At 72.8% G+C, this 25,297-nt stretch carries 23 protein-coding genes and 1 pseudogene; 13 read left to right on the top strand and 11 right to left on the bottom strand.

Annotated features, from left to right (window positions below):
* On the bottom strand, positions 1–656 hold a 656-nt coding region (locus FB563_RS41860), incomplete at its 3' end, for an alcohol dehydrogenase catalytic domain-containing protein (RefSeq protein ID WP_142219287.1).
* Entirely contained in the window at positions 653–1,114 is a 462-nt protein-coding gene (locus tag FB563_RS41855) for a hypothetical protein (RefSeq protein ID WP_055710583.1), read from the bottom strand. The genes FB563_RS41855 and FB563_RS41860, both read right to left, overlap by 4 nt.
* Before the next feature lie 181 nt (positions 1,115–1,295).
* On the opposite strand from FB563_RS41855, the gene FB563_RS41850 reads away from it, so the two are divergent.
* Genes FB563_RS41850 through FB563_RS41815 form a run of 8 tightly spaced genes read left to right on the top strand, consistent with a single transcriptional unit; the run spans position 1,296 to position 9,402 of the window.
* The gene (locus tag FB563_RS41850; RefSeq protein ID WP_055710582.1) at positions 1,296–2,546 is read left to right on the top strand and encodes a sedoheptulose 7-phosphate cyclase; all 1,251 of its coding nucleotides are present in this window, start codon (positions 1,296–1,298) and stop codon (positions 2,544–2,546) included.
* Positions 2,543–3,310, top strand: coding sequence for an SDR family NAD(P)-dependent oxidoreductase (locus FB563_RS41845; RefSeq protein ID WP_055710581.1), 768 nt, complete (start codon positions 2,543–2,545; stop codon positions 3,308–3,310). The genes FB563_RS41850 and FB563_RS41845 overlap by 4 nt, the downstream gene beginning before the upstream one ends.
* A gap of 34 nt (positions 3,311–3,344) precedes the next feature.
* Entirely contained in the window at positions 3,345–4,025 is a 681-nt protein-coding gene (locus FB563_RS41840) for an HAD-IA family hydrolase (protein ID WP_055710580.1), read from the top strand.
* The gene (locus tag FB563_RS41835; protein ID WP_280116605.1) at positions 4,022–5,239 is read left to right on the top strand and encodes an ROK family protein; all 1,218 of its coding nucleotides are present in this window, start codon (positions 4,022–4,024) and stop codon (positions 5,237–5,239) included. The genes FB563_RS41840 and FB563_RS41835 overlap by 4 nt, the downstream gene beginning before the upstream one ends.
* On the top strand, positions 5,236–6,333 hold the full coding sequence (locus FB563_RS41830) for an alcohol dehydrogenase catalytic domain-containing protein (RefSeq protein WP_055709208.1): 1,098 nt from the start codon (positions 5,236–5,238) through the stop codon (positions 6,331–6,333). The genes FB563_RS41835 and FB563_RS41830 overlap by 4 nt, the downstream gene beginning before the upstream one ends.
* Positions 6,330–7,148, top strand: coding sequence for a sugar phosphate isomerase/epimerase family protein (locus FB563_RS41825; RefSeq protein ID WP_055709209.1), 819 nt, complete (start codon positions 6,330–6,332; stop codon positions 7,146–7,148). Before FB563_RS41830 ends, FB563_RS41825 begins: the two co-directional genes overlap by 4 nt.
* Positions 7,145–8,167 carry a zinc-dependent alcohol dehydrogenase gene (locus tag FB563_RS41820; protein ID WP_055709210.1) on the top strand — a complete coding sequence of 341 codons (1,023 nt, stop codon included), beginning with the start codon at positions 7,145–7,147 and terminating at the stop codon, positions 8,165–8,167. The genes FB563_RS41825 and FB563_RS41820 overlap by 4 nt, the downstream gene beginning before the upstream one ends.
* Positions 8,164–9,402: an MFS transporter gene (locus FB563_RS41815; RefSeq protein ID WP_244329080.1), complete on the top strand. Its 1,239-nt coding sequence runs from the start codon at positions 8,164–8,166 to the stop codon at positions 9,400–9,402. Before FB563_RS41820 ends, FB563_RS41815 begins: the two co-directional genes overlap by 4 nt.
* A gap of 11 nt (positions 9,403–9,413) precedes the next feature.
* On the opposite strand, the gene FB563_RS41810 is transcribed toward FB563_RS41815, so the two are convergent.
* The 6 genes from FB563_RS41810 to FB563_RS41785 form a co-directional block, all read right to left on the bottom strand.
* Positions 9,414–10,238, bottom strand: coding sequence for an alpha/beta fold hydrolase (locus tag FB563_RS41810; RefSeq protein WP_142219286.1), 825 nt, complete (start codon positions 10,236–10,238; stop codon positions 9,414–9,416).
* On the bottom strand, positions 10,235–11,419 hold the full coding sequence (locus FB563_RS41805) for an acyltransferase family protein (protein WP_063797070.1): 1,185 nt from the start codon (positions 11,417–11,419) through the stop codon (positions 10,235–10,237). The genes FB563_RS41810 and FB563_RS41805 overlap by 4 nt, the downstream gene beginning before the upstream one ends.
* Positions 11,416–12,249, bottom strand: a complete 834-nt coding sequence (locus tag FB563_RS41800) for a patatin-like phospholipase family protein (protein ID WP_055705851.1) — start codon at positions 12,247–12,249, stop codon at positions 11,416–11,418. The genes FB563_RS41805 and FB563_RS41800 overlap by 4 nt, the downstream gene beginning before the upstream one ends.
* Before the next feature lie 127 nt (positions 12,250–12,376).
* Entirely contained in the window at positions 12,377–13,651 is a 1,275-nt protein-coding gene (locus FB563_RS41795; protein ID WP_055705852.1) for an acyltransferase family protein, read from the bottom strand.
* Positions 13,648–14,826 (bottom strand): acyltransferase family protein, encoded by a 1,179-nt coding sequence (locus FB563_RS41790; protein WP_341874462.1) that lies wholly within the window; start codon positions 14,824–14,826, stop codon positions 13,648–13,650. The genes FB563_RS41795 and FB563_RS41790 overlap by 4 nt, the downstream gene beginning before the upstream one ends.
* A 37-nt stretch (positions 14,827–14,863) precedes the next feature.
* On the bottom strand, positions 14,864–16,045 hold the full coding sequence (locus FB563_RS41785) for an MFS transporter (protein ID WP_055705854.1): 1,182 nt from the start codon (positions 16,043–16,045) through the stop codon (positions 14,864–14,866).
* A gap of 350 nt (positions 16,046–16,395) precedes the next feature.
* On the opposite strand from FB563_RS41785, the pseudogene FB563_RS44780 reads away from it, so the two are divergent.
* A pseudogene (locus tag FB563_RS44780) lies at positions 16,396–16,529 on the top strand (ADP-ribosylglycohydrolase family protein); the annotation flags it as partial.
* Between the two features lie 474 nt (positions 16,530–17,003).
* Here FB563_RS44780 and FB563_RS41775 read toward each other — a convergent pair.
* On the bottom strand, positions 17,004–17,399 hold the full coding sequence (locus FB563_RS41775) for a DUF6009 family protein (protein WP_055705855.1): 396 nt from the start codon (positions 17,397–17,399) through the stop codon (positions 17,004–17,006).
* A gap of 130 nt (positions 17,400–17,529) precedes the next feature.
* Positions 17,530–19,083, bottom strand: a complete 1,554-nt coding sequence (locus tag FB563_RS41770; RefSeq protein ID WP_055705856.1) for a DNA primase family protein — start codon at positions 19,081–19,083, stop codon at positions 17,530–17,532.
* A 1,080-nt stretch (positions 19,084–20,163) separates the two neighbouring features.
* Here FB563_RS41770 and FB563_RS41765 point away from each other — a divergent pair.
* The 3 genes from FB563_RS41765 to FB563_RS41755 are packed head-to-tail and all read left to right on the top strand — an operon-like array spanning position 20,164 to position 22,626.
* Complete coding sequence (locus FB563_RS41765; RefSeq protein WP_055705857.1) at positions 20,164–20,829, top strand: DUF4097 family beta strand repeat-containing protein; 666 nt, start codon at positions 20,164–20,166, stop codon at positions 20,827–20,829.
* A 31-nt stretch (positions 20,830–20,860) separates the two neighbouring features.
* Positions 20,861–21,826: an ATP-binding cassette domain-containing protein gene (locus FB563_RS41760; protein ID WP_142219285.1), complete on the top strand. Its 966-nt coding sequence runs from the start codon at positions 20,861–20,863 to the stop codon at positions 21,824–21,826.
* Entirely contained in the window at positions 21,823–22,626 is an 804-nt protein-coding gene (locus tag FB563_RS41755; protein WP_055708113.1) for an ABC transporter permease, read from the top strand. The genes FB563_RS41760 and FB563_RS41755 overlap by 4 nt, the downstream gene beginning before the upstream one ends.
* Positions 22,627–22,754: 128 nt before the next feature.
* Here the strand turns inward: FB563_RS41755 and FB563_RS41750 are convergent, their stop codons facing one another.
* A complete protein-coding gene (locus tag FB563_RS41750) occupies positions 22,755–24,035 on the bottom strand; it encodes an MFS transporter (RefSeq protein WP_055708114.1) in 1,281 nt (426 codons plus the stop codon).
* Positions 24,036–24,168: 133 nt separating this feature from the next.
* Between FB563_RS41750 and FB563_RS41745 the strand changes: the two genes are divergently transcribed.
* A complete protein-coding gene (locus FB563_RS41745) occupies positions 24,169–25,104 on the top strand; it encodes a LysR family transcriptional regulator (RefSeq protein ID WP_055708115.1) in 936 nt (311 codons plus the stop codon).
* The last annotated feature ends 193 nt before the right edge of the window (positions 25,105–25,297 follow it).

Raw genomic sequence — 25,297 nt, 5'->3', positions numbered from 1 at the left:
TCCACGACGACGTCGTACGCCTTGGCCTCGACGCCTGCCGGATCGGTCAGCACCGCGCCCTCGCCGGGGCGACCGGCGCGCAGTTCCCGCCAGGTCTCGCCGTCACCGGGGCGGACCAGGAGGTCGGTGCGGGTCTCCGGCTCGTCCAGCAGGCGCGGCGCGAGCTGTCCGCCGACGCTGCCCTGGGCGCCGACGAGCAGTACCCGGCGGCCGGCGCGCTCGGGCGTGCGGCGCAGTGCCTGGACGGCGGTGACGCCGGCCAGCGGCAGGGCGGCGGCGTCGGTGAGGCCGAGGGAGTCGGGGACGCCGACGACGAAGGCGGGGTCGAAGCGGACGTATTCCGCCATGCTGCCGACGCCGGTGCCGAGTTGGGCGGTCATCGCCATGACCCGGTCGCCGGGGGTGAAGCCGGAGCCCTGCGGCGCGTGGGCGACCGTGCCGGCCAGGTCCCAGCCGAGGACGGCCGGGAGGGCGGTGGGGATGAGGCCCGAACGGGTCGCGAGGTCCACGGGGTTGACGGCGGCGGCTGCCACCCGGATGACGAGCCCGCCCGCGTCCGGCCCGCCCGCGCCCGGTCCGTCGGTGTCCGGTTCGGGCAGGTCCAGGAGGCCGAGTGCCTCCGGGCCTCCGGTGCGGGTGATGCCCACGGCCTTCATCGGTCGGTGTCCTGTCCTTCCGGGCTCGGCGCGGACGGCCTCGGGGCGTCCAGCGCGTCCATGATCGACAGCAGCTGCTCGCGCATCTCCGGGGTCATTCCGCCGGCCCGCATCGCGATCGAGCGGACCTGCCGGTCGGCGAGCGCGGACGCCCAGGCCGGATCGTCGGCGTCGTCCGCCGTCTCCTCGTTGATGAGGGCGCCCACCGAGACCGGGAGGGTCATCGGGCGGGCGCGGAAGTACTGCACGATCGCCGCGAGCACGCTGATCGTGGGGTTGGTCTGCGAGCCGTTGCGCAGCGCGGCCAGATAGCTCCGGGAGATGGTCACGTCGTGCGAGGGGTCCTCCGAGATCGCCTGGGCGACTTCGGCCGTGGAGGGCTCACGGCGGCGGCCCACGGCGTCCGTGGTGGCCGCGTCCGCGAACCAGGCGTTGAGGCGTTCCGCCAGCGTGGCCATCTCCGACTCCTTGGGCTGCGTCGACTCGGGTCGGGTGACTCGGCCGCCCATTTCAGTCGCCGAGACGCTTGAAGCGTAACACGAATGACACCGTGCCCAACAGGAGTGCTAATATATTGGCATCAGCGATCGCCTCAGAGACGATTGTCCTGTGAGAAACCCTTCCGAACCCGGAGGAGACATGCGCAGCGGTACGTCTTTCACCCAGGGCCTGCGGCACAGCGTCGACAACGGCCCGGCGAGCGGACCCGCCTGGACGGTCGAGGCCGTCCGCCAGGTCCGCTACCACGTCGTCAGCTCCGACCACCTGTTCGCCCTCGACAACACGGCCCTGCTCGACGCCTGCCCGGACGCCCCCCTGCGCTCCGGTGACCGGCGGCTGGTGGTCATCGACGAGAACGTCGACACCCACTACGGCCAGGAAATACGCGACTACTTCGGCTACCACGGCGTGCGGGCCGCGATGGTGCCGCTGCGCGCCGACGAGCCCGTGAAGGAGTGGGACTCCGTCCTGCGCGTGGTCGACGCCATGAACGACTTCGGCATCGACCGCCGCCGCGAGCCCGTCCTCGCCATCGGCGGCGGTGTCCTCACCGACATCGTTGGCTTCGCCGCGAGCCTCTACCGGCGCGGGACTCCGTACATCCGCATCCCCACCACCCTGATCGGCCTGGTCGACGCCGGAGTCGGGGTCAAGACCGGTGTCAACTACGGCCGCGGCAAGAACCGCCTGGGCACCTACGCCCCGGCCACGGCCACCTTCCTGGACCGCACCTTCCTGCGCACTCTGGAGCCGCGGCACATCAGCAACGGCCTCGCCGAGATCATGAAGATGGCCCTGATCCGCTCCGAGGAGCTGTTCGGGCTGCTGGAGGCCTGGGGCGCCGCCGTGCACGCCGACCGCCTGCAGGGCACCACCGGCGAGCTGGCCGCCGCCGCGGACGCGATCATCGCCGAGGCCATCCACCTCATGCTGGAGGAGCTCCAGCCCAACCTCTGGGAGTCCCACCTGGAGCGCTGTGTCGACTACGGCCACACCTTCAGCCCGACCGTCGAGATGCACGCGCTGCCCGAACTGCTGCACGGCGAGGCCGTGATGATCGACATGGCGCTCACCACCGCACTCGCCGCCCGGCGCGGTGACGTCAGCACCGCGCAGGCCGACCGGATCTACGCCGTCGCCGCCTCGCTCGGCCTGCCGCTGTGGAACGACGTCCTGGACGACCCGGCGCTGCTGGAGGCCGCCCTGCTCGACACCGTGCGCCACCGCGACGGCCGGCAGCGGCTGCCGCTGCCCGTCGGGATCGGCCGGCACCGGTTCGTGGACGACGTCACCCCCGCCGAACTCCGGGACGCCACCGCCCTGTTGCGCGACAAGGCCCGGGCGGCGGGCCGTACCCCGGCCGCCGCGTCCGTACGGGTGAGCGCGTGAGCGCCCCGGTGCGGGAGCCCGCCACCGCGGTCGTGATCGGCGGGTCCACCGGCATCGGCCGGGGCGTCGCCGACGCCTGGGCCGCCCAGGGCATCGAGACCCACGTCTTCAGCCGCACCCGCCCCACCGGCGCCGGCGCCGACCTGCTCGCCTGGCACCGGCTCGACCTGCGCGACGGCGACCGGGCCCAGGCCTCTCTGCGCTCCGGTACGCCGCCCCGGGTCGACCTGGTCTGCTACTCGGCCGTCTACTTCACCTCCCGGCGCGAGCCCTTCACCGAGGTCCGCGAGAGCGACTGGCTCGACCAGTTCGCCGTCAACGTGCACGGCCTGGCCTGGACCCTGAAGGCCACCCTGCCCGCCCTGCGCGCGGCCCGCCCCGGACTGTTCCTGCACATCTCCTCCGAGGTCGTCTACAACGCGGGCCCCCACCGGTCCGGTTACGCCGCCACCAAGGCCGCCGCCGACTCGCTGATCCGCTCCGTCACCCAGGAGACCGACCCGGCCGAGGTGACGTTCGTCCAGGCGCTGCCCGCCGGGATGGTCGACACCCCCGGCATCCGCGCCCGCCGCCCTGCGGACTTCGACTACGGCGCCTACATGACACCGGGCCACTTCGCGCCCCTCGCGGCCGAACTCGCCCGCACGCGGGGGGTGCCGTACGCCGGTGAGGCGCTGGTCGTGCGCGAGGACCGCAGCTGGACGCCCGTCCACGCCGGGGTCCCCGTGTCCCAGTCCCGCCCCCTCGCGGGCACCCGCGCCTGACCCTCGCCCCCCAACTCCCCACCGAGGAGACCCGTTGCCGCTGCTTCAGGCGCACACACTGCTGTTCGACATGGACGGAACGCTGGTGGACTCCACCGCCCTGGTCGAGTCCACCTGGGCGGGCTTCAGCGAGCGGCACGGCCTGGACCTCCCCGCGGTCCTCGCCTTCGCCCACGGCCGTCCCACCCGGGAGACCGTGCACCGCTTCGTCCCCGACGCCGCCCTGGCAGCGGCCGAGACCCGCCGACTGGTCGCGCACGAGGAGTCGGAGACCACCGGCATCACCGCGATCCCCGGCGCCCCCGAACTCCTCGCCGCCCTGCCGTCCGGCTCATGGGCGGTGGTCACCTCCGCGAGCCGCCGGCTGGCCGAGGTCCGGCTCGGCGCCGCCGGCCTGCCCGTGCCCCCGGTCCTGGTCAGCGCGGACGACATCACCCGCGGCAAGCCCGACCCCGAGGGCTACCTCCACGCCGCCGGCCTGCTCGGCCGGGCCCCGCGCGAGACGGTCGTCTTCGAGGACTCCCCCGCCGGCATCCGCGCCGGCCTGGCCTCCGGTGCCCGCACGGTGGTCATCGGCACCTGTGCCGCCCACGACCACGAGGCCGAGCGCCACGCCGACTTCCGGGGCTTCCACGTCACCACCGACCCGACCACCTGCGCGGTCACCCTGTCCACACCGGAGCCGGTGAACGACGGCGGGCTGGTACGGCGATGACCGGACGGCCCGCCCCGACCCCGGCACAGCCACCCGCGGTGCGCACGAACCCGACGGCCCACCCGATGCGGACCGCGGCCCCGGGCACCGGATCCGGCACCCCTGCGACCGAGCACTCCGGCACCCCCACGACCGCCGGGACACCCGGCACCCCGCCGGCCGAAGACGCACCCGCCTCCCCCGACCCGGGCTCCCCCGACCCGGGCTCCCTCGCCACGCTGACCGCCGCACGCCCCGCCGTCCCCGCGCACGCTCCCGGAGCGACCCTCGCCGCTGATGTCGGCGGCACCTGGGTGCGCTGGCGGGCCGGTGGGGCGGTGGAGCGCGTGCCGTCGCCGAGCCGGCTGCGGTGGCCCGGGCGGGCGGTGGCGGACCTGCGCCGGGACATGGTCGAGCTGCTGGGCCGGGCGGCCCCGCCCGGCGCGCGGGCCGCGGTCTCCTTCGGCGCGGCCATCGACCACGTCACCGGCGTCGTCCACGGCTCGGCCCCGCTGTGGGGCGCGGCGGACGAACCGTACGACCTGCTGGGCGCCCTGCGCGCGTACCGGCCCGACGTGACCTGGACCCTCGTCAACGACGTCACCGCCGCCCTCGCCGACTTCGCCGCCACGCGCGCCCGGCCCGGCACCCGGCGCGTCGGCTATCTGACCGTCAGCAGCGGCATCGGGCTCAGGATCGCCGACCTGGAGCGGTCCGTCATCCCGGTGGACGGGTGGGGGCTCCAGGGCGAGGTCGGGCATCTGGCCGCCGCCTGCCCGCCGGAGCTGGCAGGGCTGGTGTGCGAGTGCGGGGGCCACGGCCATCTCGCCTCGGTCGCCGCAGGGCCCGGATTCGTCCGGGTCGCCGAGCGGCTGGGGCTGGCCGGCGCCGCGGACGTGGCCCAGTGGCTGCCGGGCGCCCTCGACGCGGGCGATCCGGCGGCCCGGCGGCTGCTCGGCCTGTGCGTCGAGCCGGTCGCCCAGCTGATCCGCACCCTGTGGTGTCTCGACCCGCACCTCGATCTGCTCGGCGTGGGCGGCGGGGTGGTCGAGGGGCTGGGCGCGCACTACGCCGCCGAACTGCGCGGCCGGCTGGCCACCCCCACCTCGTACGCCGCCCGCGGCTACAGCCCGTCCTGGCTCGAGGACCGGCTGGTGCTGTGCGGTCCCGGCGACGTGGACGCGCTGCGCGGCGCGGAACGCATCGGCCGCTGGGCACCGAGGATCGCGCCGTGAGCGCGGCCACGCACCACGCGCTGGTGCGCCGCGCCCCCGACCGCCACGGCCGCACCCTGGTCGACGTCGCCGAGGTGCCCACCCCCTCGCTGGAGCCGGGCGACGCGCTGCTCGCCCCGGCCGTGGCCGGCATCTGCGGGACCGACTGGCAGATCCTGCGCGGCCTGCGCGAGGACCCCGCCCCGGTGCTCGGGCACGAGGGCGTGGCGTACGTCGTCGAGCCGGGCGGCACCGGGCTGCTCCCGGGCACGGCCGTCACCGTCAACCCCACGCACCCCGGCGACCCGTCCTTCCTGCTCGGCCACAACCTGCCCGGCCTGTGGGCCGAGCGCACCCGGATCCCGGCCTCGGCGGTGCGCGCCGGCCTCGTCGTGCCGGTGCCGGACAGCGCCGCGGCTCCCCGGCCGGCCGCGCTGGCCGAGCCGCTCGCCTCGGTGCTGTACGGGCTGCGCACGGCGCTGCGGCTGACCCGTCCGGCCGCCCTGGTGGTCTGGGGGGACGGGATCGTCGGGCGGCTGGCCGCCGAGGTGTGGCCGCGCGAACTGCCGGGCCTGTGCGTGCTGTTGGTGGGCCACGGTGAGAGGGCCGTCCACCCGGACGACCCGGCGCTGCCCGCCGCGCTGGCGGACCTGCCCGCACCGGTCGCCGCCGTCCTCGCCACCCCACGCACCGGCACCCTCACAGCGCTGCGGGCGGTGGACCGCCATGTGCCGGGCCCGCTGGTCGTGGACGTGCACGCGGGAGTGCCCGCAGGCCCGGTGGAGCTGACCGCCGGGACGGTCGACGTGGCAGCGGTGCGCGCCGGGCACTGCGGGGGCACACCCTGGCCGCCGCGCGCCACGCCGCTCGCCCGGCCCGCCGGACCGCTGCTCCTGCACGGGCACCGGGGTGTGTCCGGCGACCACCTGCGCGAGGCCGTCGCCCTGCTCACCGCCCCCGGCGAGGCCGTGGGCCGGGGCGTGCTGACCCACGAGGTGGACCTGGCGCGGGCCGCCGACCTCGTCAACACCGTGCTGACCACGCGCCGCCGGGTCGCCGACGGGCGCCGGGTGCTGAAGGCGGCGATCCGGCTGACGCGCGGGGTGGGCCGATGAGCGGGGCACGGCCGCAGGGCGCCGTGACGGTCGCCGCGCCGCAGTGGCGGATCGGTACCGACCGGGCCGCCGCCGCACGGGCCGCGCTCGCCGCCGGGGCGGACGCGCTCCACCTGGACTTCGGCGGCGCCCACCGCGGCCCGCCCCTGACCGACCCGGCCGAACTGGCCGCCGCCGAGGCCGTCGCCCGGGTGGTACCGGTCCCGGTGCTCGCCGTGAACCACGTCAACGACATCGGTCTGGCCCTGGCCCGCGGTACGGCCAACCCCGCCGCCCTGGTCGTGCTGCACCGGGCCCTGGACTGCGCCCGCCGCCTCGGCGTCCGGGTGCTGCACGTCCCGGGCTTCCGGCGCAGCCTGCCCACCACCGCGGGCCTGCGCGCCGGGACCGCCGACGCCCTGCGCACCCTGTGCGAACGCGCCGGCGCCGCCGGACTCACCCTCGCCTACGAGTCCCCGCTCGGCCCCGAGGACAGCCTCGCCCTGGCCCGTGCGGTGGACCATCCAGCGCTGCGGCTCGTCCTGGACACCGGCAACCTGCTGGACGCGGGCGTCCAGCCGGCCGCGTTCGCCCGCGCCGTGGCGGCGTCCGGGCTGCTGCTGCCCGACCTGCACGTCAAGGACCCGGCGGGAACGGCGGGCTGGTCGGGTATCGGCACCGAACTGCGGTGCCTGCTCGGCCTGTTCACCGCCCGCTCGGTGCTCGTGGAGAACGACTACCGGCAGGACCACGCCCGGCTGCGCGCCGACGTCGCCGAGTGCCGTACCGCGCTCGCCACCGGCCACGAGACCATGGAACAAAGGGAGTTGCTGTGAAAGCCATCATGCTGACCGCTCCGCGCACGGTGTCGATCACCGAGACCGACCCGCCCGCCCCCGGCCCCGGCGAGGTCCTGGTCCGGGTCGGCCTGCTCGGGCTGTGCGGCACCGACCTCGGCTTCTACGACGGCTCCAGCAACTATCTGCGGGACGGTCTGAAGAGCTACCCGTTCGTCCTCGGCCACGAGTGGGTCGGCACGGTGTGCGGGACCGGGCCCGGGGTCGATGCCGACTGGCAGGGGCGTCGGGTGTCCGGGCACAACTTCCGTGCCTGCGGCCGGTGCCCGGCGTGCCGGGCGGGCCGGATCCGGTACTGCCCGGACCGCAGCGAGATCGGCGTACTGGGGCCCCGGGCGGGCGCCGGCACCGAGTTGCTGACCGTTCCCGCCGACACTCTGACCCGGATCCCGGACGCCCTGTCCGACCTCGCGGCCGCGCTGCTGGAGCCGACCGCGGCGGCCGTGCACGCGGTGGACCGGCTCGCCGTGGGCCCGCGCGACCGGGTCGCCGTGCTCGGCGCGGGCACCCTGGGGCTGGCCGCCGCCCAGGTGGCGCGGGCGCTCGGCGCCGACCCGGTGGTCCTCGACCCGCACCCCGCCGCCCGGGACCTGGCGGCCGGCCTGGGCCTGCAGGCACAGGCGGCGCCGGGCGAGCAGGACGAGGCGACGTACGACGCGGTGGTGGAGGCCTCCGGCGCCGAGGCCGCCGTCCGGGCGGCCGTCGCCCTGGTCGCGCCCGGCGGCCGGATCGCCCAGCTCGGCACCCCGCACCGCACGGTCGCCGGCTTCGACGCCGCCGCCCTGGTCATCAAGGACGTGACCCTGCACGGCGTGCTCTCCGGAGTCGGATACTGGGACCGGCTGGTGGAGTTCGTGGAGTCGGGCGCGGTCGACCTGGACGCGCTCGTCGACCGGGTGTTCCCGCTGGACTGCCTGGACGCCGCGTTCGCCCGCCTCGCCGCCCGCGACCGGCTCCGGCCGAAGGTGATGGTGCGCGTCGGGGCGGCCCACGCATGAAGACCATGGCAGCTCTGCGGCCGCCTGCCCGGATCGACGCGCGGACAGCGGGCCGGCTGGCCGCGCTGGCCGCCGCGACCTTCGTCTACGTCACCTTCGAGGTCTTCCCCGTGGGCCTCCTGCCGGACATCGCCCGCGGCCTGGACGTCCCGGCCGGCCGGGTCGGGCTGCTGGTCGGCGGGTACGCCGTCGTCGCGGCCGTGGTCACCGTGCCGACGGTGGCGCTCGCCGCGCGGGTCTCGCGGGGTACGGCGCTGCTGGTCTCCCTGCTGGTGCTGATCGCGGCGGAGGTCCTGGCCGCGCTCGCGCACAGCTACCCGATGATGGTGGCCAGCCGGGTGGCCGCGGCCCTCACCCACGGTGTGCTGTGGTCGCTGATCGCCCCGGCAGCGGCCGCTCTGGCGCCCCGCGAGCGGGCCGGTACGGCGACCGCGGCGGTGTTCGGCGGTTCCTCCCTGGCCGCGATCGCCGGCAGCCCCGGCACCGCCCTGATCGGCCGGCTGATCGGCTGGCGCGCCACGGCGCTGCTGCTCGCGCTCGTCACGGCGGTCGTGGCGGCGGCCCTGGTGTGGGCGCTGCGGGGACAGCGGGGCGACGACCTCGCGGACCCCGCCGCACCGCGGCAGGAGGCGGCCGCGGCGGGCGCGGGCATGGACCGCCGGGCGGTGCTGACCCTGTGCGGGGTGGCCCTGGTCCTGGTGACCGCGCACTTCATCAGTTACACGTACTTCTCCGTGCTGGTCAGCGGCGTCACCGGCTCCTCCGCAGCGGTGGTCGCGCTGCTGACGGTGTTCGGGCTGGCGGGGGCCGTCGGCACGTTCCTGGTCGGCCGCCACAACGACACCGCCCCCCGCCGGACGGCGACGGTGACGATGGCGGTGTTCGTGGTGGGCGTGGCCCTGTTGCTGTCCGGCTTCGCCCCGCTGCCGGCGGCGGTCGCCGTGACGTCGGCTGCGGTGGGCGTGGCCCTGTGGGGCGGGGCGTTCGCCGCGGCGGGGCCGGTGTTCCAGACCGGCATCATGCGGGTGGCCGCCGCCGAGGCGGACCGGGCGTCGTCCGTCTATGTCACGTGTTTTCAGGTCGGGATCGCGGGCGGGTCGGCGGCGGGGGCTGGGTTGCTCGGCGGGGCGGCTGTGTGGTTGCCGGTGGTTTCGCTGGGCCTGGCGGGGGTGGTGCTGCTCGCCGTACGTGTCCTTCGCCCGGTTCCGGAGGCGCCGGGTGAGCGGGCCGGGTGAGGTCGGCGCCCTCACAACCGGTGGTCCGCCAGGAACCGCTCCACGTCCTGCGCCCACACCTCCCCTTCCGCCTCCGTGAAGGCGTGACCGGCGTCCGGGTACTCGATCAGCGAGGCGCCCGGGATCCGCTCCGCCAGCATGCGGCTGGTCGACGGCAGCACCACACGGTCGGCGCCGGCGATGACGACGAGCGTGGGGACGGTGATGTCGGGCAGGCGGTCGGTGAGGTGGACCCCGGTGGCGGCGGTGATCTGCCGCAGGCCGCCCGTCGGCAGGGCCTCGCCGAGCGCCTTGGCCTGGGCGTGATGCTCGGACTCGCCTAGTCGTGCCAGGAGTTGGGGGTGTGTCAGATGACTGATGAGATATGCGCCCAGCGCCTGTCGGTCGCCCGCCGCGTCCAGCGCCGCCCACACCGAGGCGACGGTACGAAGCTGGGTGTCGGCCTCGCTGAAGCCGACCGTGAGGACCAGGCCGGTCACCCGGTCGGGGTGGCGCAGCGCGGCGGCGAGGGCGACGGCGCTGCCGAAGGACGCGCCGACCACGGGGAAGCGGTCGTGGCCCTCGCGGACCAGCGCGGCGACCAGGGAGTCCGCCAGGGCGTAGACGTCCAGGTCGCCGGCCGGGTGCGAGGCGCCGGTGCCCGGGTATCGGGTGCCGATCAGGTGCCGGTGTCCGGACAGGCGGCGCAGCAGCGGGCCGAAGTTCAGCTCGACGTCGCCGCCCGCGCCGTGGGCGAGGGCCAGGCCGGCGCCGGTCCCCGCGTGGACGTACTCGGTGGTGCCGGTGTCGAGCAGCGCGCTAGACACCGGCACCACCGGCTGGTGAATCTCTGTCATCGCCTTCCCTTCACGGAACCGAGACGTCGTACGAGGGGCATCTCCACGTACCGATACAGGAGCCCGGCCAGGGCCAGGGAGATCGCCAGGGCGGCCGCCAGGTAGAACGCGACCATCGCGGCCGAGTCGAAGGGGCCGTGCAGCACCTTGATGTTCAGGGTGTAGAGCACCAGGTAGTGGCACAGGTAGAAGGCGAAGGACGCGTTGCCGAGGGCCACCAGGGGGCGGGAGGACAGCACGCCCGGACGGCCGGCGACGTCCCGCTGGGCGGCGGCCACGATGAGCAGGACGCAGGAGATGATCAGCGGCGCCCGCCAGCCGAACAGCACCGGGCTGTAGCTGGCGACCACGTACGCCGGGACGAACGACGCGAGCACCCACGGCAGGCTGACCCGCGGGAACCGGCCCGAGGTCACCAGCAGGGCGGCGAACATGCCGGCGAAGAAGTCGAAGAGCCGCCCGACCGGGAAGACGTAGGCGAACCACAGTTGGAAGCCGGTCACGCTCGGTTCGCTGATCAGCTTGATGTGCCCCGCCGGCAGGACGTCGTAGGCGAGGACCGGCATCAGGAAGGCGCCGGCCACGCACACCGCCAGCCCGGTCCAGGCCGTACGGGGGCGGACGGTGCGGAAGCGCCCGACCACGAACGGGAACACCAGGTAGAACACGGCCTCCACCGCCAGCGACCAACCCGGGGGCAGGACGGTGAAGTTGTGCTTGGGGTTGGGCACCCACACCTGGGTGAGGGTGGCGTAGCGCACCACGTCCGACACCTGCGTGCCGGTGCCCCAGAACACGGCGACGGCCGCCGCGCCGGCGACGTAGTACAGCGGCAGGATCTTGACGAACCGGCGCCGGTAGAAGTGGGTGAGCCGGTCACCGGTGCGTGAGGACCAGGTGAGCACGAAGCCGCTGAGGACGAAGAAGAACGCCACGCCGAGGCCGCCGAACTGGTTGGCGACCTGGTGGAAGACGACGTTGGTGTGGTGGTTCGCGAACGTCGGCAACGCCAGGTAGGAGGAGTGGCACACGAACACCGACAGCGCGGCGAAGAAGCGCAGTCCGGTCAGCGAGTCCAGGCGGGGGCGGCGCCCGGCCGGGGCCGGCGGCGGCCCGCTGGGCGCGGGATCCGCCGCCGGCGCCGCCACGGGCGCGCCGCCGATGCCCTGCACGGCTCTCATGCGCCGGTCAGCGACGTGACCGCCGGCACGGCCGCGAGACCGTCCTCGTAGCCCAGTACGGCGGCCACACCGCGTACGTCGGGGTCGAAGGGGTCGGAGCCGAACCCGGCCCGGGACCGCTCGGAGGGCTCCAGCAGCAGGGCCCGGTCCAGGACCCGCTGCCGCTCGGGCGTCACGTAGCCGGGCAGGTCCGGCTGGGGCCGCACCACCAGCACGCGGTCGGCGTGGGCGGCGAGGTCGGCGTTGGTGAGGGAGTACGTGCCGCCGTCGACGTAGTCGTGGCCGTCGATGGTGGCCACCGGCCACAGGCCCGGTACGGCGCAGCTGGCGGTGAGTGCGTCGACGAGGGAGACGCCGGAGTCCGCGGTGAAGACGGTGGCCTCGCCGTCGGCGCGCACGGCGGTGACCGAGAGCCGGGCGTCGGGCCAGGCGTCCTTGTGCAGGCGGCCGGCGATCACCTCGCGGCGCCGGGCCGGGTCGGTGCCGGAGCGCTCCCGGGACAGCGCGGCGAGCTTTGCGGTCTTGGCCGCGAGGGACTCGTCGGTGCCGTGGACGGCGAGCACGTCCGGCAGGATGTCGGCGAGCGCGACGGCCGGGGCGATCTCCTCGTTGCGGCGGGCCTTGCGGACGGTGCGGTCGAACTCGGCGGCGGCCCCGGACTGGAGCACGGCGGCGGCCACGGCCGCGCCGGCGGACGTGCCGATGACATGGGCGGCCGAGGCCAGCCGGAGCGCACCGGCCTCCTCAAGGGCGGCCAGGACCCCGATGGTCCAGCCGATACCGGCGAGCCCGCCGCCGCCCAGGACCACGGCGGTCGATTCCTGCGACATGAGCATCCTCCTGTTTTCGGGGGTGAGTTGAGGGGTTGGGAGCCGGCCGCCGGGTCCTCTGCCGGGGCGCGGTGCCGACGTCGTCCCGGCCGGGGGAGACCGGGACGACGTCGGGGTTCTGTGGGGGTCAGCGCGGGTGCGCGGGTTCGGCCGGGCGGTCGGTCCGGGCGACTGCCTGAGCCTGTGCCCGTGCCGGGGCCGCCGGGCGCGGGGGCGTGTTGCGGCGGCGCCAGCGCTGGTCGAGGGGCTTCTCCACGAGCTGGTACGACAGATACGTGGCGGCGACGGTCAGGGCCACGATGCCGGCGTACACGATCAGCGCCTCGACACCGCTGTAGCCCTGTCCCCCGCGGTGCAGGTACCACATCCACAGCAGCGGCCACTGGTACATGTAGACGCCGAAGGTGAAGCGGCCGAAGCGGGCGAGGGCGGGCGCGGCCCGCTCCGGCGCGCGGCGCAGGTCACCGGCGCCGACGGCACCGACCAGCAGGACGATGCCGGTGATGGTGGCCGCGCTGGTGGCGAAGATGAAGTGCGCGTGCTCGGTGGCGACGTAGATCTCCGGCGCGAGGACCACCAGCGCGGCCCAGCGCGGGATGCGGGGCCAGGCTCCGCGCTTGAGCAGCAGGGCGATCAGCATGCCGAGGACGGATTCCAGCATCCGCGCGGCAGGGCAGACGTAGACCAGCCAGAACTTCCACTCCGAGATGTCCTCGGGCCGGCCGTGGTAGTTCATGCCGGGGCTGCGGAAGGTCGCGCCGTCGGGGAAGAGCGACAGCACGGAGGGCAGGGCCACGACGGCCGCGGTCAGAAGGACGGCGAGGGTGCGCAGGGCGGTCGTGGAGCGCTTGACCAGGAAGCCGTACAGCAGCGGGAAGACCAGGTAGAAGCAGATCTCCACGGACAGCGTCCAGGCCGGGTTGTTGACCGCGAAGTACACGGTGTGGTCCGGCACCCAGGCCTGGACGAGGAACAGGTTGGCCAGGACCGTGCCGAGCGGGAAGGCCGTCGCGGCGAACAGCGCGACGCAGACCGCCCAGGCGATCAGATGGACGGGAATCACCTTGACCACGCGCCGGGACATGAACCGCCGCCAGTCCAGCGAGGTGCCGCGCGAGGTCCAGGTGAGCACGAAGCCGCTGAGCACGATGAAGAACGACACCGAGGTGTAGCCGATCTTGCTCAGGGCGCCGTAGACGTGGGACTGCAGTGCCTGGTCGGCGAAGAGGCCCACGCCGACGATGTGCGAGGTGAGGATGAACAGGGAGGCGGGCAGCCGGGCCAGCGACAGCCCGGGCAGATTGCCGCCGCGTCCGGTCCCGGCCGGCTGTGCGGTGCTCGTACCGCGTCCGGCCGGCTGTGCGGTGCTCGTACCGCGTCCGGTGGGCTGTGCGGTGCTCACGAGGACACCCCCGCCCCGGCCTCGACGCCATCGGCCTCGAGGCCGTCGGTCGCGGCGCGCTCGGTCTCGGTCGGGGCGACCGGGGTCCGGACCGGTGCCCCCTGCGGGAGCCCGGGGTCGCGGCGGGCCGTGGCCCAGCGGTTCATCGCGGGCAGCTCGACCAGCCGGTACAGCAGCCACCCGGCGAGGATCGTGGCCGCGAAGGTGCCGAGGATCAGGCCGATCGCGGGCAGCGGCGCATAGTGTGCGCCATGCTGGATCTTGACCCGCAGCGTGTACATGATCACGTGCTGGGTCATGTAGAAGCCGAACGACACCTCACCCAGCCACACCATCGGCCGCGAGGACGGCCAGGTGGGCCGCCCGTCGAGGTCGCGGCGGACGGCGGAGCCGACGAGCAGCAGCAGCGGCGCGAGCGTGAACGGGATGAACGAGAAGGTGAACGGCACCAGTTCGGCGACGACGTAGCCGACGAGCAGCGCACCCCAGGCGACGGCGGGCCGGACGGTGGGCAGTCGGCCCGCGGCCAGCAGCCGGGCCAGGATCATGCCCGCGGTGAACTCCAGGAGGCGGGGCAGCGGGAAGTTGTAGCCGAACCAGAACTGGATGGTGGAGATCGGCATGCCGTCGGTGTGCGGCGTGTTCGGCAGCAGCGTGGTGATGCCTGCGATCACGAACGTCCCGGCAACGCATCCGGCCAGCGCGAGCGCGAGCCGCCTGTCGGGTATCCGGCGCACGAGCGGCGCGAGCAGCGGGAACACGGCGTAGAACATCAGCTCGCAGCACAGCGACCAGCTGGGGACGTTGACCGCGAGGAAGATGTCGTGGACCGGGAACCACGAGTTCACGAGGAACAGGTTCGGCAGGTAGTCCCACGGGGTGGCCGCGGCCGCCCCGGCGAACAGGACCATGGCCGCCGTCCAGGTCACCACGTGGGACGGGAACAGCTTGACCAGGCGCTTGCGGAAGAAGTGCCAGTAACCGCGGCTGTCGGAGTTCCGCCACATCAGCAGGAAGCCGCTGAGGACGAAGAAGAAGGACACGCCGACCCAGCCGGCCTTCCAGAAGATCGTCTTATAGGCGTCGGCCCAGGTCGGGTCGCTGAACGGGTTCATCGGGATGAACGTCAGCGACAGATGGAAGAAGAACACGGGTGCCGCCGCGACGAAACGCAGACCGGTCAGGGACGGCAGCGGTGCGCGGTGGTCGATGCTAGGCCTGGAAATGGGACGCCTCCTTGATGCGGTCGACGGGGGAAGAGGCCGGTCGCGCGTGCCGCCATCCGTAGAGGGCGAACCCGCCCAGGGCGAGGACGGCAGCGGCCAGGGGTACGTCGTGCACGTCGTGGAAGTGGGTGATGACGCGGCCGCCCGCGAACGAGCCGAGGGCCGCGCCGGCGCCGAAGGCCGACATGTTGGCCGACAGCGACAGGCTCGGGGCCGCCGCGGCGAGGTCCAGGACGTCGCTCTGCAGGATCGGGATGAGCGAGAACGTGGCGAGCGCGAAGAGCACCGCGCCCACGGGGAAGGTGACGGTGGAGCGCTGCAGCGGCTGGAAGGCCGCGCAGCAGGCGATGAACGCGGCCGCCGTGAGCAGCGCGTGCCCCCGGCCGCGGCCGGCGAGCCGCCCGCCGATCGAGTTGCCGGCGATGCTCGCGACGCCGTACACCACCAGCAGCACGGGTACGGCCCGCTCGGCGTACCCGGCGGCGACGGCGCTGGGCTCGAAGTAGGTGATGACCGTGAACATCGCCGCCGAGAACAGCGCGGTGGCCCCGACGGTGAGCGCGACGTTCAGGTTCAGCAGCGCCGAGATCTCCTGCCGGGCGTCCGGCTCGGGAGTGCCGATGTCCAGGTGGGCGGTGGCTTTGTGCACCCCCCAGGTGGCGAGTGCGGCGACCACCGAGATCATCGCGAACGGAGTGCGCCATCCGCCGAGCTGGGCGAGCGCGGCGCCGGCCGGGATGCCGAGCACGGTGGCGAGGTTGACGCCGAACTGGATGGCGGTGACGGCCTTGCTGGAGCGCTCCACGGGCAGCAGCCGCTGGGTCACCACGATCGCGGTGGCCAGATACGCCCCGTGCACGCTCGCGGTGACGACGCGGCCGAGCAGGACCAGGGGGAAGCCGGCCGCGGTCGCGATGACGACGTTGCCGACGGTGAACACCGCCAGCAGCCAGGTGGCCAGGCGCGCCTTGTAGACCCCCGCCGTGAGCACGGTGACGACGGGCCCGGCGAGGGCGACGGTCGCGGCGTAGACGGTCACGAGCAGGCCCGCGGTCGTCACATCCACGTCCAGCGCCGAGCCGAGCTGGGACAGCATCCCGCCGGGAAGCAGCTCGGAGGTGCCGATGCAGCAGATGCCCGCCACCAGCGGAATCGTTCTGCGGGTCACAGGGGAGTCCTCTCAGGAGCCATGAGGACACTTTAGAAGTCGAGGTGCCAATATACAAGACAGATTGGCCCCTCCAAAGGAGGGCGACCCGCGAGGTGAACTCGTCGTCCAGCCAAGTGGAGACGCCGGAGGATCGGAGAGAGACGTAAGAAGTCGCCGCAGAACGGCGGCGCCGTGCGCGTCTGCCGTGACCCGCACGAGTCGGCGCACCGGCCCAACGACCGTCTCCTGGCCGCCACATGGGAATGTGGCCGTCACCGGCAGGAGGGTGATGCGGACCCGAGACGGCCGGAATGGACGCTCAGCGCAGGCGAGGTCTGCGGATGTCAGCGGAGCCAGGACTCAGCACCCGGACCGGGTACGCCACCGTTCTCGCGCCCGACGGGGCACCCAGCCAAGCGACCGAGTTCAACGGAGCCGTTCGGCCCTGCCTCGCTCCGCCGTCTGGGCTCTGCCTGCCACCGGCGGTCACGAAGAGGCGGTGTGAGCCGCGATCGACCTCGGCGGCGACACCGATGCCGCTGCGAGGTGAGCGAGTCGGGCGCAAGTGCCGTCCGCCGGCCGGCTCACCGGCCCCGCGCCGTCGCCGGGCCGTACGTCCCTCGCACTCAACGGCCGAAGCGACTGAAGTTCCCTGTACCCCGAACTTCAGTCGCTTCAGTCCCTGGATCCGGGACATGAACTCCTGTGACGTGCGGCCTTGTCCAGCAGGCCTGCAGCGACCGAAGACCTGCGAGCTGCTTGCCCGTCACCGAGCCGTCCTCGACCGAGCGACCCAGGCAACCAAGCGCGCCCCGCCCCCCGGGGATGGAAGCGGGCAGGTCAGTCCCTCATCTACGCAGTCGCGGGACTGACGGGACCGAAGGGCCGGCACGCGACTCCACCGAGGCCGGGATACTCCCTCAGGTAAGTGACGGCCATCTCGACGGGTCGGTCCCGTCAGTCCCGTGTCGCGCGGTCATACCGACGTCGCCTGCCTGCCCGCCGGCGTTATCTCCGCAGTCCTCTGCGAGCGTGGCGTCTTGGTGCCGACCTTGCCCGGCTCGATGGTGCGGGGGTCGACGGCTTCTCCCGGTGCGCCCACCGAGTACGGCCCCTGCGGCTGCCTGTCGCGGTCGTGGGGCAGGAGGAAGAACGCGCGGCGGGCGAAGAGGCCCGAGTCGGGATCGCTGGCGGCACCCGGGTGGAGGTTCGTGTAGCCGATGAGACGGCCGTCGCGCGAGTAGCGGGGCTTGCCCCTGCGGGTGGGCACTTTGTCCAGGGCCTGCCGGACGTAGTCGAGGTCTTCCGGGTCCTCGAGCCAGACCACTTCGTTTTCGTCGGTGAGCTGGCTGTCTTGCAGCATCGAGCTCATGGCCGCAGACCCTCCTGTCCCGTGGGCCGGCCTCTGGCCGGATCATGCGGCGCGCTCACCGCTGGTTGTCTGGTTCTGGCAACTATCGTAAGAGTCCTGGGCAGGGGGCCGTCGGACTCGGTCCGGGGCGTCATGCGCCGGGCTCTGTCCCGGCGTCGGCGAGGAGGGCCAGGCCGGGGTAGAGCTTGCGGTCATTGTTCTTGATCATCTCGGCTGGGGAGGCCAGGCCGAGTTCCTGGCGGATGCGGCTGGCGAAGGCGCGGCTGGTGGCCGGGCGGAGCCCTTCGTCCGAGCACCATCGGCCGTAGGTTTCGTAGAGGAGTTTCTGCTCGACGCGCAGTTCGGGGTTGGGCTGCCCGCCCTCCCCCTTGGTGCAGCGCTCGGCGATGAACCGGCCGATGTGGTCCTCGGTCTTCTCGTAGGCCTCGGTGGCCAGCCGTACGCTGGCCGGTCCATGGAGCGGGTCCCTGGTGGCGAGGTACTTCTGGGCACCCTGGATGAGCCAGTGCAGGATGCCCGGGCCTTCGTCGCGGACCAGTTCCTGCGCCAGGTTGTCGATCTTGAGTTCGTCAGGGACCTTCCGCTCGAAGGGGATGATCCTCATGCGGCGCCAGAACGCGTAGCCGCCGGTGCCCACTTCGGGCCGGTGGTTCCCCAGGAGCCACAGCTTGTGGGTGGGCCGGAAGGTGAAGAAGTCCTGGCGCATGCGGCGGGCGGTGATGGTGTCCCCGCCCGTCAACAGCTTGACTCGGGCCTCGTTGAACTTGTCGTTCGGCTTGAGTTCGGAACACACGACGATGCGCCGGCCGTGCAGTTCGGTCAGCTCGGTGCTGTGCTCGGTGAACTTCCCCTTCTCCATCAGGAATCCGGGCGGAGCGGCATTGGCGTAGTCCCCGAGGACCTGCATCATCACCTCCAGCAGCACGGACTTGCCGTTGGCGCCCGACCCGTAGAGGAAAGGCAGGATCTGGGCACCCACGTCCCCGGTGACGGAGTAGCCGAGCAGCAGGTGCAGGAACGCGATCGTCTCCCGGCCCTTGGCGTCGTCGCCGAAGGTGTCACGCAGGAAGCTGCGCCACCGGGGCAAGGGCATGTCCTCCGGTCCGACCGTGGTGGCGCGCGAGTGCATGTCCGCCAGCGGGTCGGGCTTGCGCAGCTCACCGGTCCGCAGATCGACAACGCCGCCCGGAGTGCACAGGGCGTACATGTCCCCGTCCATGGAGTCCGGGTCGAGGCTGAGTCCCGGGGCAGCCTGCGCCTGCTGGAGCAGCGCCTTCACGCCCGCGGTGGACTGAGTACGACGCCGGTGCGCGGCCAGCTCACGGTCGCTGAAGGTGCCGTGCGGGTCGGTGCGCGGCATCTGCTCGGCCATGTCACCGGCCGCCCACATCGCGCCCTTCTCACCGCCGGTGCGTTTCCACCGGTACTGGTCCCAGGAGTACCAGCCCAGGCCTTCCACGTGCCGGAAGCGATCGCTGTACAGGCGCGCGAACAGCTTGGCGTTGCCCCGGTCGGTCAGTTCGTCCGGCAACTGGCCTGCTGGAGCGACTCGTCGGGTTGCCTCGCTTCCCGCCTGCGCGGGCACCATCGCCTGGTCTGCGGGCAGGCCGAGGTCGAGTCTGGTCTGGAGGATCTGTTCGGTGGCGGCCGCAACGTCGAGGCGTGCCGACTCGGCACTGCTCATGAGCGTCCCTTGTGAAAGCCGGGGTGGAGAACGCCAGTAGAAGAAGCAGGACCGGTACGGCTGCGGCGCTCGTGAGTACCTCCATCGCGACGGACACCGCGAGGTCCTGACGAGCCTGCCGCAAACTGGCCGGGCACTGGAGAGTCCTTGTCCTAGCTGATCTTCTTCGGCTGAGGCATCAGCCCCACAGGCGTCGTGTCCGTCGCGCCGCCACCCCGGCTCAGAGGCGGGACCAACGGGACTGACGGGACTGAAGTTTCCGCTTGTGATCAGAGGCTAGCGCACACCCGGTCGTGACAACACACTCGGCATCCGCGTGTCGAATCTTCAGTCCCGTCAGCCCCGCGCAGCGTGGACCCGGTGGTGGGCGACAGAACCGGCCGGGACCGGGCACCGCTTCGGTCCCGTTTCAGTCCCGCACACAAAAGAGCAGGTCAGAGGGTCTCAGGCGCGCACTACGGGACTGACGGGACTCAAGGTTCCATATATGAGCTGCATATCGCGTGCAGTACTACAGAAATACGTACGCGGGCGCATACGCGCGCGCCTGATCGGCATAACTTGCAGTGTCAGTCCCGTCAGTCCCGTTCATGCGAAGAGAAGGCCTCTGAACAGGCATTTTGCGTGCGGGACCGAACGGGACCCAAGGTCCCACCGAGTCCCGCGCCCGGCACACGTACCCGTCGTTTCCCGGCGCGCACGGCCCGCGCCACGACGAAACGGAATCGCGCCGGGAAGCGACGGGGCAGCGGGGTCCAGGGGCCGGCGAAGGCCCCTGGTACCACGCAGCCCAGCCAACCCCCCAGAAACAACCGAGGGCAGCACGACGGCCGAAGCGGGAGCGGGTTTGTGGCACGCGGCGTGGGCTTCCTGGTGGGCGTCGGGCTCCACCAGAGCGTTCAGCTTCAATTCATTGCAACGAATCGATGAGGACTGTTGCATTACTCTGCAATTCCGTTGCAACGATTTACCGGCCTTGAGCTGCAATGACTCCCTCTACACGCAACATCAGTGTTGCCACAATCTTGAATGCAACGTAGCGTTTTCCACATCGGAAACGACGAACCGAAGGAGCGCACGATGCAGAAGTTCGACACCCCCACCCCGATCTCCGCCGTCCTCGACATCCCCGCCGGACGCATCCAGGTCATCGCCGCCGACCGGACCGACACCACGGTCGAGGTACGGCCCGCCAACCCGTCCAAGAACCGCGACGTGAAGGCGGCCGAGGCGATGAGGGTCGGCTACGGCGACGGTGTGCTGCGCATCGAGGCCCCGGAGGTCACCAACCGGCTCCTCGGGCCCTCCGGCTCCGTCGACGTCACCGTCAAGCTGCCCGCCGGCTCCCGGGTCGAGGCGAAGGCCGGAGCCGCCGAGTTCCGCGGCGTCGGACGGCTCGGCGACGTCGACTTCGCGGGCGGCTACCGCTCGGTCAAGCTCGACGAGACCGCGAGCGCCCGCCTCACCGCCCACGACGGCGACGTCTCGGTCGGCCGCCTGAACGGCCCGGCGGAGATCCGTACCCAGAGGGGTGACATCGACATCGCCGAGGCCGTGCGCGGTACGGCGACGCTGCGCACCGAGAAGGGCGACATCACGGTCGGCGCCGCCCGCGGCGTCTCCGCCTCCCTGGACGCGGGCACCAGCTACGGCCGCGTCAGCAACACCCTCAGGAACGACGGCACTCCCGAGCTGACCATCCACGCCACCACCTCCTACGGCGACATCACCGCCCGCAGCCTCTGACCACCCGCCGCCCCCCGAAGGAGCACCCCTCATGAGCACTTTGGCCATCGCGGCGAACGGGCTGCGCAAGTCCTACGGCGACAAGGTCGTGCTCGACGGCATCGACCTGGCCGTCCCGGAAGGGACGATCTTCTCCCTGCTCGGCCCGAACGGTGCGGGCAAGACCACGGCCGTCAAGATCCTCTCCACCCTCATCACCGCCGACGCCGGCGACCTGCACGTCGGCGGCCACAACCTCGCCACCGCCGCCCAGGCCGTGCGTGCCACGATCGGGGTCACCGGGCAGTTCTCCGCCGTGGACGGGCTGATCACCGGCGAGGAGAACATGCTGCTGATGGCCGACCTGCACCACCTCTCCCGCCGGGAGGGACGGCAGGTCGTCGCCGGTCTGCTGGAGCGCTTCGACCTGGTCGAGGCCGCGAGGAAGCCCGCCTCCACCTACTCCGGCGGCATGAAGCGCCGCCTCGACATCGCCATGACGCTGGTCGGCGACCCGCGGATCATCTTCCTCGACGAGCCGACCACCGGCCTCGACCCGCGCTCCCGCCACACCATGTGGCAGATCATCCGCGAGCTGGTCTCCGGCGGTACGACCGTCTTCCTCACCACCCAGTACCTGGACGAGGCCGACCAGCTCGCCGACCGCATCGCCGTCCTGCACGACGGCAGGATCGCCGCCGAGGGCAGCGCCGACGAACTGAAACGGCTGGTGCCCGGCGGGCATGTACGGCTCCGCTTCACCGACCCGGCCGCCTACCGCTCCGCCGCCTCCGCGCTGCGCGAGGTCACCCGGGACGACGAGGCGCTGGCGCTGCAGATCCCCAGTGACGGCACCCAGCGCGAGCTGCGCTCCATCCTCGACTGGCTGGACTCGGCCGGCATCGAGGCGGACGAACTGACCGTGCACACCCCCGACCTCGACGACGTGTTCTTCGCCCTGACCGACAGCGGCACCGTGCCCAGCCGGCCGAACCAGCCCAAGGAGACCCTGCGATGAGCTCTGTGCAGCTTCCCGCCCACCCGTCCCGGCTCTCCCTCGCCGTGCGCGACTCGTCCACCATGCTGCGCCGCAACCTGCTGCACGCCCGGCGCTACCCCTCCCTCACCCTGAACCTGCTGCTCACCCCGGTCATGCTGCTGTTGCTGTTCGTCTACATCTTCGGCGACGCGATGAGCGGCGGCGCGGGCCGCTCGGCGTACATCGCCTACATCGTGCCCGGCATCCTGCTGATGACCATCGGCTCCACCGTGATCGGCACCGCGGTGTCCGTCTCCACCGACATGAGCGAGGGCATCATCGCCCGCTTCCGCACCATGGCCATCCACCGCGGCTCCATCCTCGTCGGACATGTCATCGGCAGCGTCCTGCAGTCCGTCATGAGCGTGGTCCTCGTCGGCGCCGTCGGCGTGGCCATCGGCTTCCGCTCCAGCGGTGCCGGCGTCCTGGAGTGGCTCGCGGCGTTCGCACTGATCGTCCTGTTCGCCCTGGCGCTCACCTGGATCGCGGTCGGCATGGGCCTGGTCAGCCCGAACGCCGAGGCCGCCAGCAACAACGCCATGCCGCTGATCCTGCTGCCGCTGCTCTCCAGCGCCTTCGTGCCGCTGCACTCCATGCCCGGCTGGTTCCAGCCCATCGCCCGGTACCAGCCCTTCTCCCCCGCCATCGAGACCCTGCGCGGACTCCTCCTCGGCACCCACATCGGCAACAACTGGTGGATCGCCCTGGTGTGGTGCCTCGGCCTCGCGGTGCTCGGCTACCGGTGGTCGACCTCGAAGTTCAACCAGGACGCGAAGTAACGCCATGGCGAGGCGGGCCACCTCCCGCACCCCGTTCCACCCAGGGCGGCGTACACCGACACCACGTCGGAGTACGCCGCCCCTTCGTGTGCCAGACGGTCGATCGGGGTGACGGCCGCATCGGCCCGTCAGGCGCGGCTCGGGGCGGGCTCCCGACCGGAAAAGAGCGCGGCCGCGCGACGGGGAAGCAGCAGCGGGGTCGCCAGCAGGAGCACGCCGGCCAGGCCGATGGCCGTACGCGGGCCGAGCAGGCCGCCCAGCACACCCCAGAGAGCCGTCAGGAGCGCGGTCGTGGCCTTGGTCGTCACCGCCCAGGCGGACAGGGTGCGGGCGACGCGGCCGGTCGGGGTGCGCTCGAGGCGGTAGGTGGTGCAGACGGGGTTGAAGACGCCGCAGCAGAAGATCAGCCCGAGCTCGACGCCCATCACCAGCCCCAGCCCTCCGGTCCCGGGCCCGGTGAAGGCCAGGCCGACGGGCCACAGCGCGCGCAGTGCCCCGGTCACGACCAGGACCCGGTGCTGCCCGAACCGGGTGACCAGCGGCCGGGCCAGCCGTGAACCGAGCAGCCCGCCGATGGAGGGCGCGGCGAAGGCGAGGCCGTACTGCCACGGGGTGAAGCCGAGCCGGCCGAGCATCAGGACCGCCAGCAGCGGCTGGGTCGCCATCACCAGGGCGTTGAAGAGGGCGGAGTTGAGGAACAGCGGACGCAGCGCCTTGTCGGCGAGGATGTACCGCCAGCCGTCGAGCAGGTCGCCGGCCCGCATGCGCGCGGCCTCCCGGTGCTCGGGCCGTGGCTCGTGCCCGCCCGTCGCGCGGATGCCCAGGGCCGAGAGCAGGTAGCTGACCGCGTCGGCCATCACCGTCGCCACTGGGCCGAGGAGCCCGATCGCCGCGCCGCCCAGCGGGGGGCCGATGATCGTGGTCGTCCAGGTCGTGGACTCGAACCGGGCATTGGCGACGAGCAGGTCCCCGGCCGGCAGCAGCGTCTTCAGGTACGCGCCCGAGGCGGCGCGGAAGGTGATGTCGGCGGCCGCGACGACGGCCGAGACCAGCAGGAGCTGGAGAAAGGTGAGCACGCCGAGCGCGTATGCGGCGGGGACCGTCAGCAGCGCCGCGGACCGCACCAGGTCCATCGCGATCAGCACCGGCCGCTTGCGGCGGAACTCCACCCACGGGCCGAGCGGCACCGCCACGGCCGCGCCCACCGCGGCCCCCACCGAGGACAGCGCGGCGACCTCGGCCGGGCCGGCGTGCAGCACCCGGATGGCGATCAGCGGGAACGCGCCGAAGGCGAGCCAGGTGCCGAGCGCGCTGGTCCCGTACGCTGCCCAGAACCACCCGAAGCGGCGCCCCAGCCGGTGTCCGCGCACAGGTCCGAGCAGATGTCCCAGCCGGTTTCCGCTCTTCATGCCCGACACCCTTCGCCACTCCCTGGTACAACCGATCCGCCACCGGAAGCATCAAAGCGAGCGCCAGACCCAGGGATCAAACAACCGTGGCGCCGTCGGCCACAACCAGTGGTTGTGGCCCTAGGGTGTCGGGGTGGATCTCGACGCCGTCCGGACCTTCGTCGCCGCCGCCGATGCGGGGCAGTTCCAGGAGGCCGCCGCCGAGCTGGCGATCACCCAGCAGGCCGTCTCCAAGCGCATCGCCGCGCTGGAACGCAGCCTCGGCGTGCGGCTGTTCACCCGCACGCCGCGCGGCGCCGAGCTCACCATCGACGGGCAGGCGTTCCTGCCCCACGCGCGCGAGCTGCTGCGCGTCGCCGAGCGCGCGGTCGGCTCGGTGCGCACCGGCCGCCGTCCGCTGCGCGTCGACGTGATCTCTTCGCGCGGCGCGGCGACGGGCCTGATGCGCGGCTTCCATCGCGCGCACCCCGAGATCGAGCTCGACGTGGTGATGCTGTTCGACATCGAGACGGCCGTCGCCGCCCTCCGGTCCGGTGCGATCGACGCGTCCTTCCGCGCCGTCGCCGCGCCCGGCCGGCCCCTGCCCGAGGACATCACGTCCGTCCGGGTGCTCGACGAGCCGCTCCAGCTCCTCACCGGGCCCGCCCACGCGCTGGCCGGTGCCCGGTCGGTGACCCTCGCTCAGCTCGCCGGGCACCGGATCTGGATGCCCGGCATCGTCCCCGGTACCGAGTGGGCCGCCTACTACGACGACCTCGTCGCCGAGTTCGGTCTCACCATCGAGGCGACCGGCCCCAACTTCGGCTCCGACGTGCTCCTCGACACGGTCGCCGACACCCCGGCCCTGGCCACCTTCATGGGCGGGGACACCCGCCTCGTCTGGCCCGCCGGCCACGGCCTGCGCCGCATCCCGGTGACCGACCCGACGCCCGTCTACCCGCACTCGCTCCTGTGGCACCGCGACAACCCCCACCCGGCGCTGGCCACCCTCCGCGCCCACCTCGCCGCCACAGCGGCCGGCCACGACGCCGCCGGGACCTGGAGGCCGGGCTGGGTGCTTCCGCGCTGAAGGCCGCCGCGGCTGCGAGCACCGTGGGCCGGATCGACGGACGGTGGCGGACGAGTGACAGTCGCGTGCGCAGCTGCGAGGGCGGCGGAGCTATTACGGCGTAATAGCTCCGCCGCGATGGCGGCGTCGTCCTTGCGTCAGGGTGAAGGAGAACGTCCTGGGGAGCGCACCTCATGTACCTGACGTCAATGAG

It is taken from the genome of Streptomyces puniciscabiei (assembly GCF_006715785.1).
Lineage (GTDB): Bacteria > Actinomycetota > Actinomycetes > Streptomycetales > Streptomycetaceae > Streptomyces > Streptomyces puniciscabiei.
This window is presented reverse-complemented; position numbering and strand designations above follow the sequence as displayed.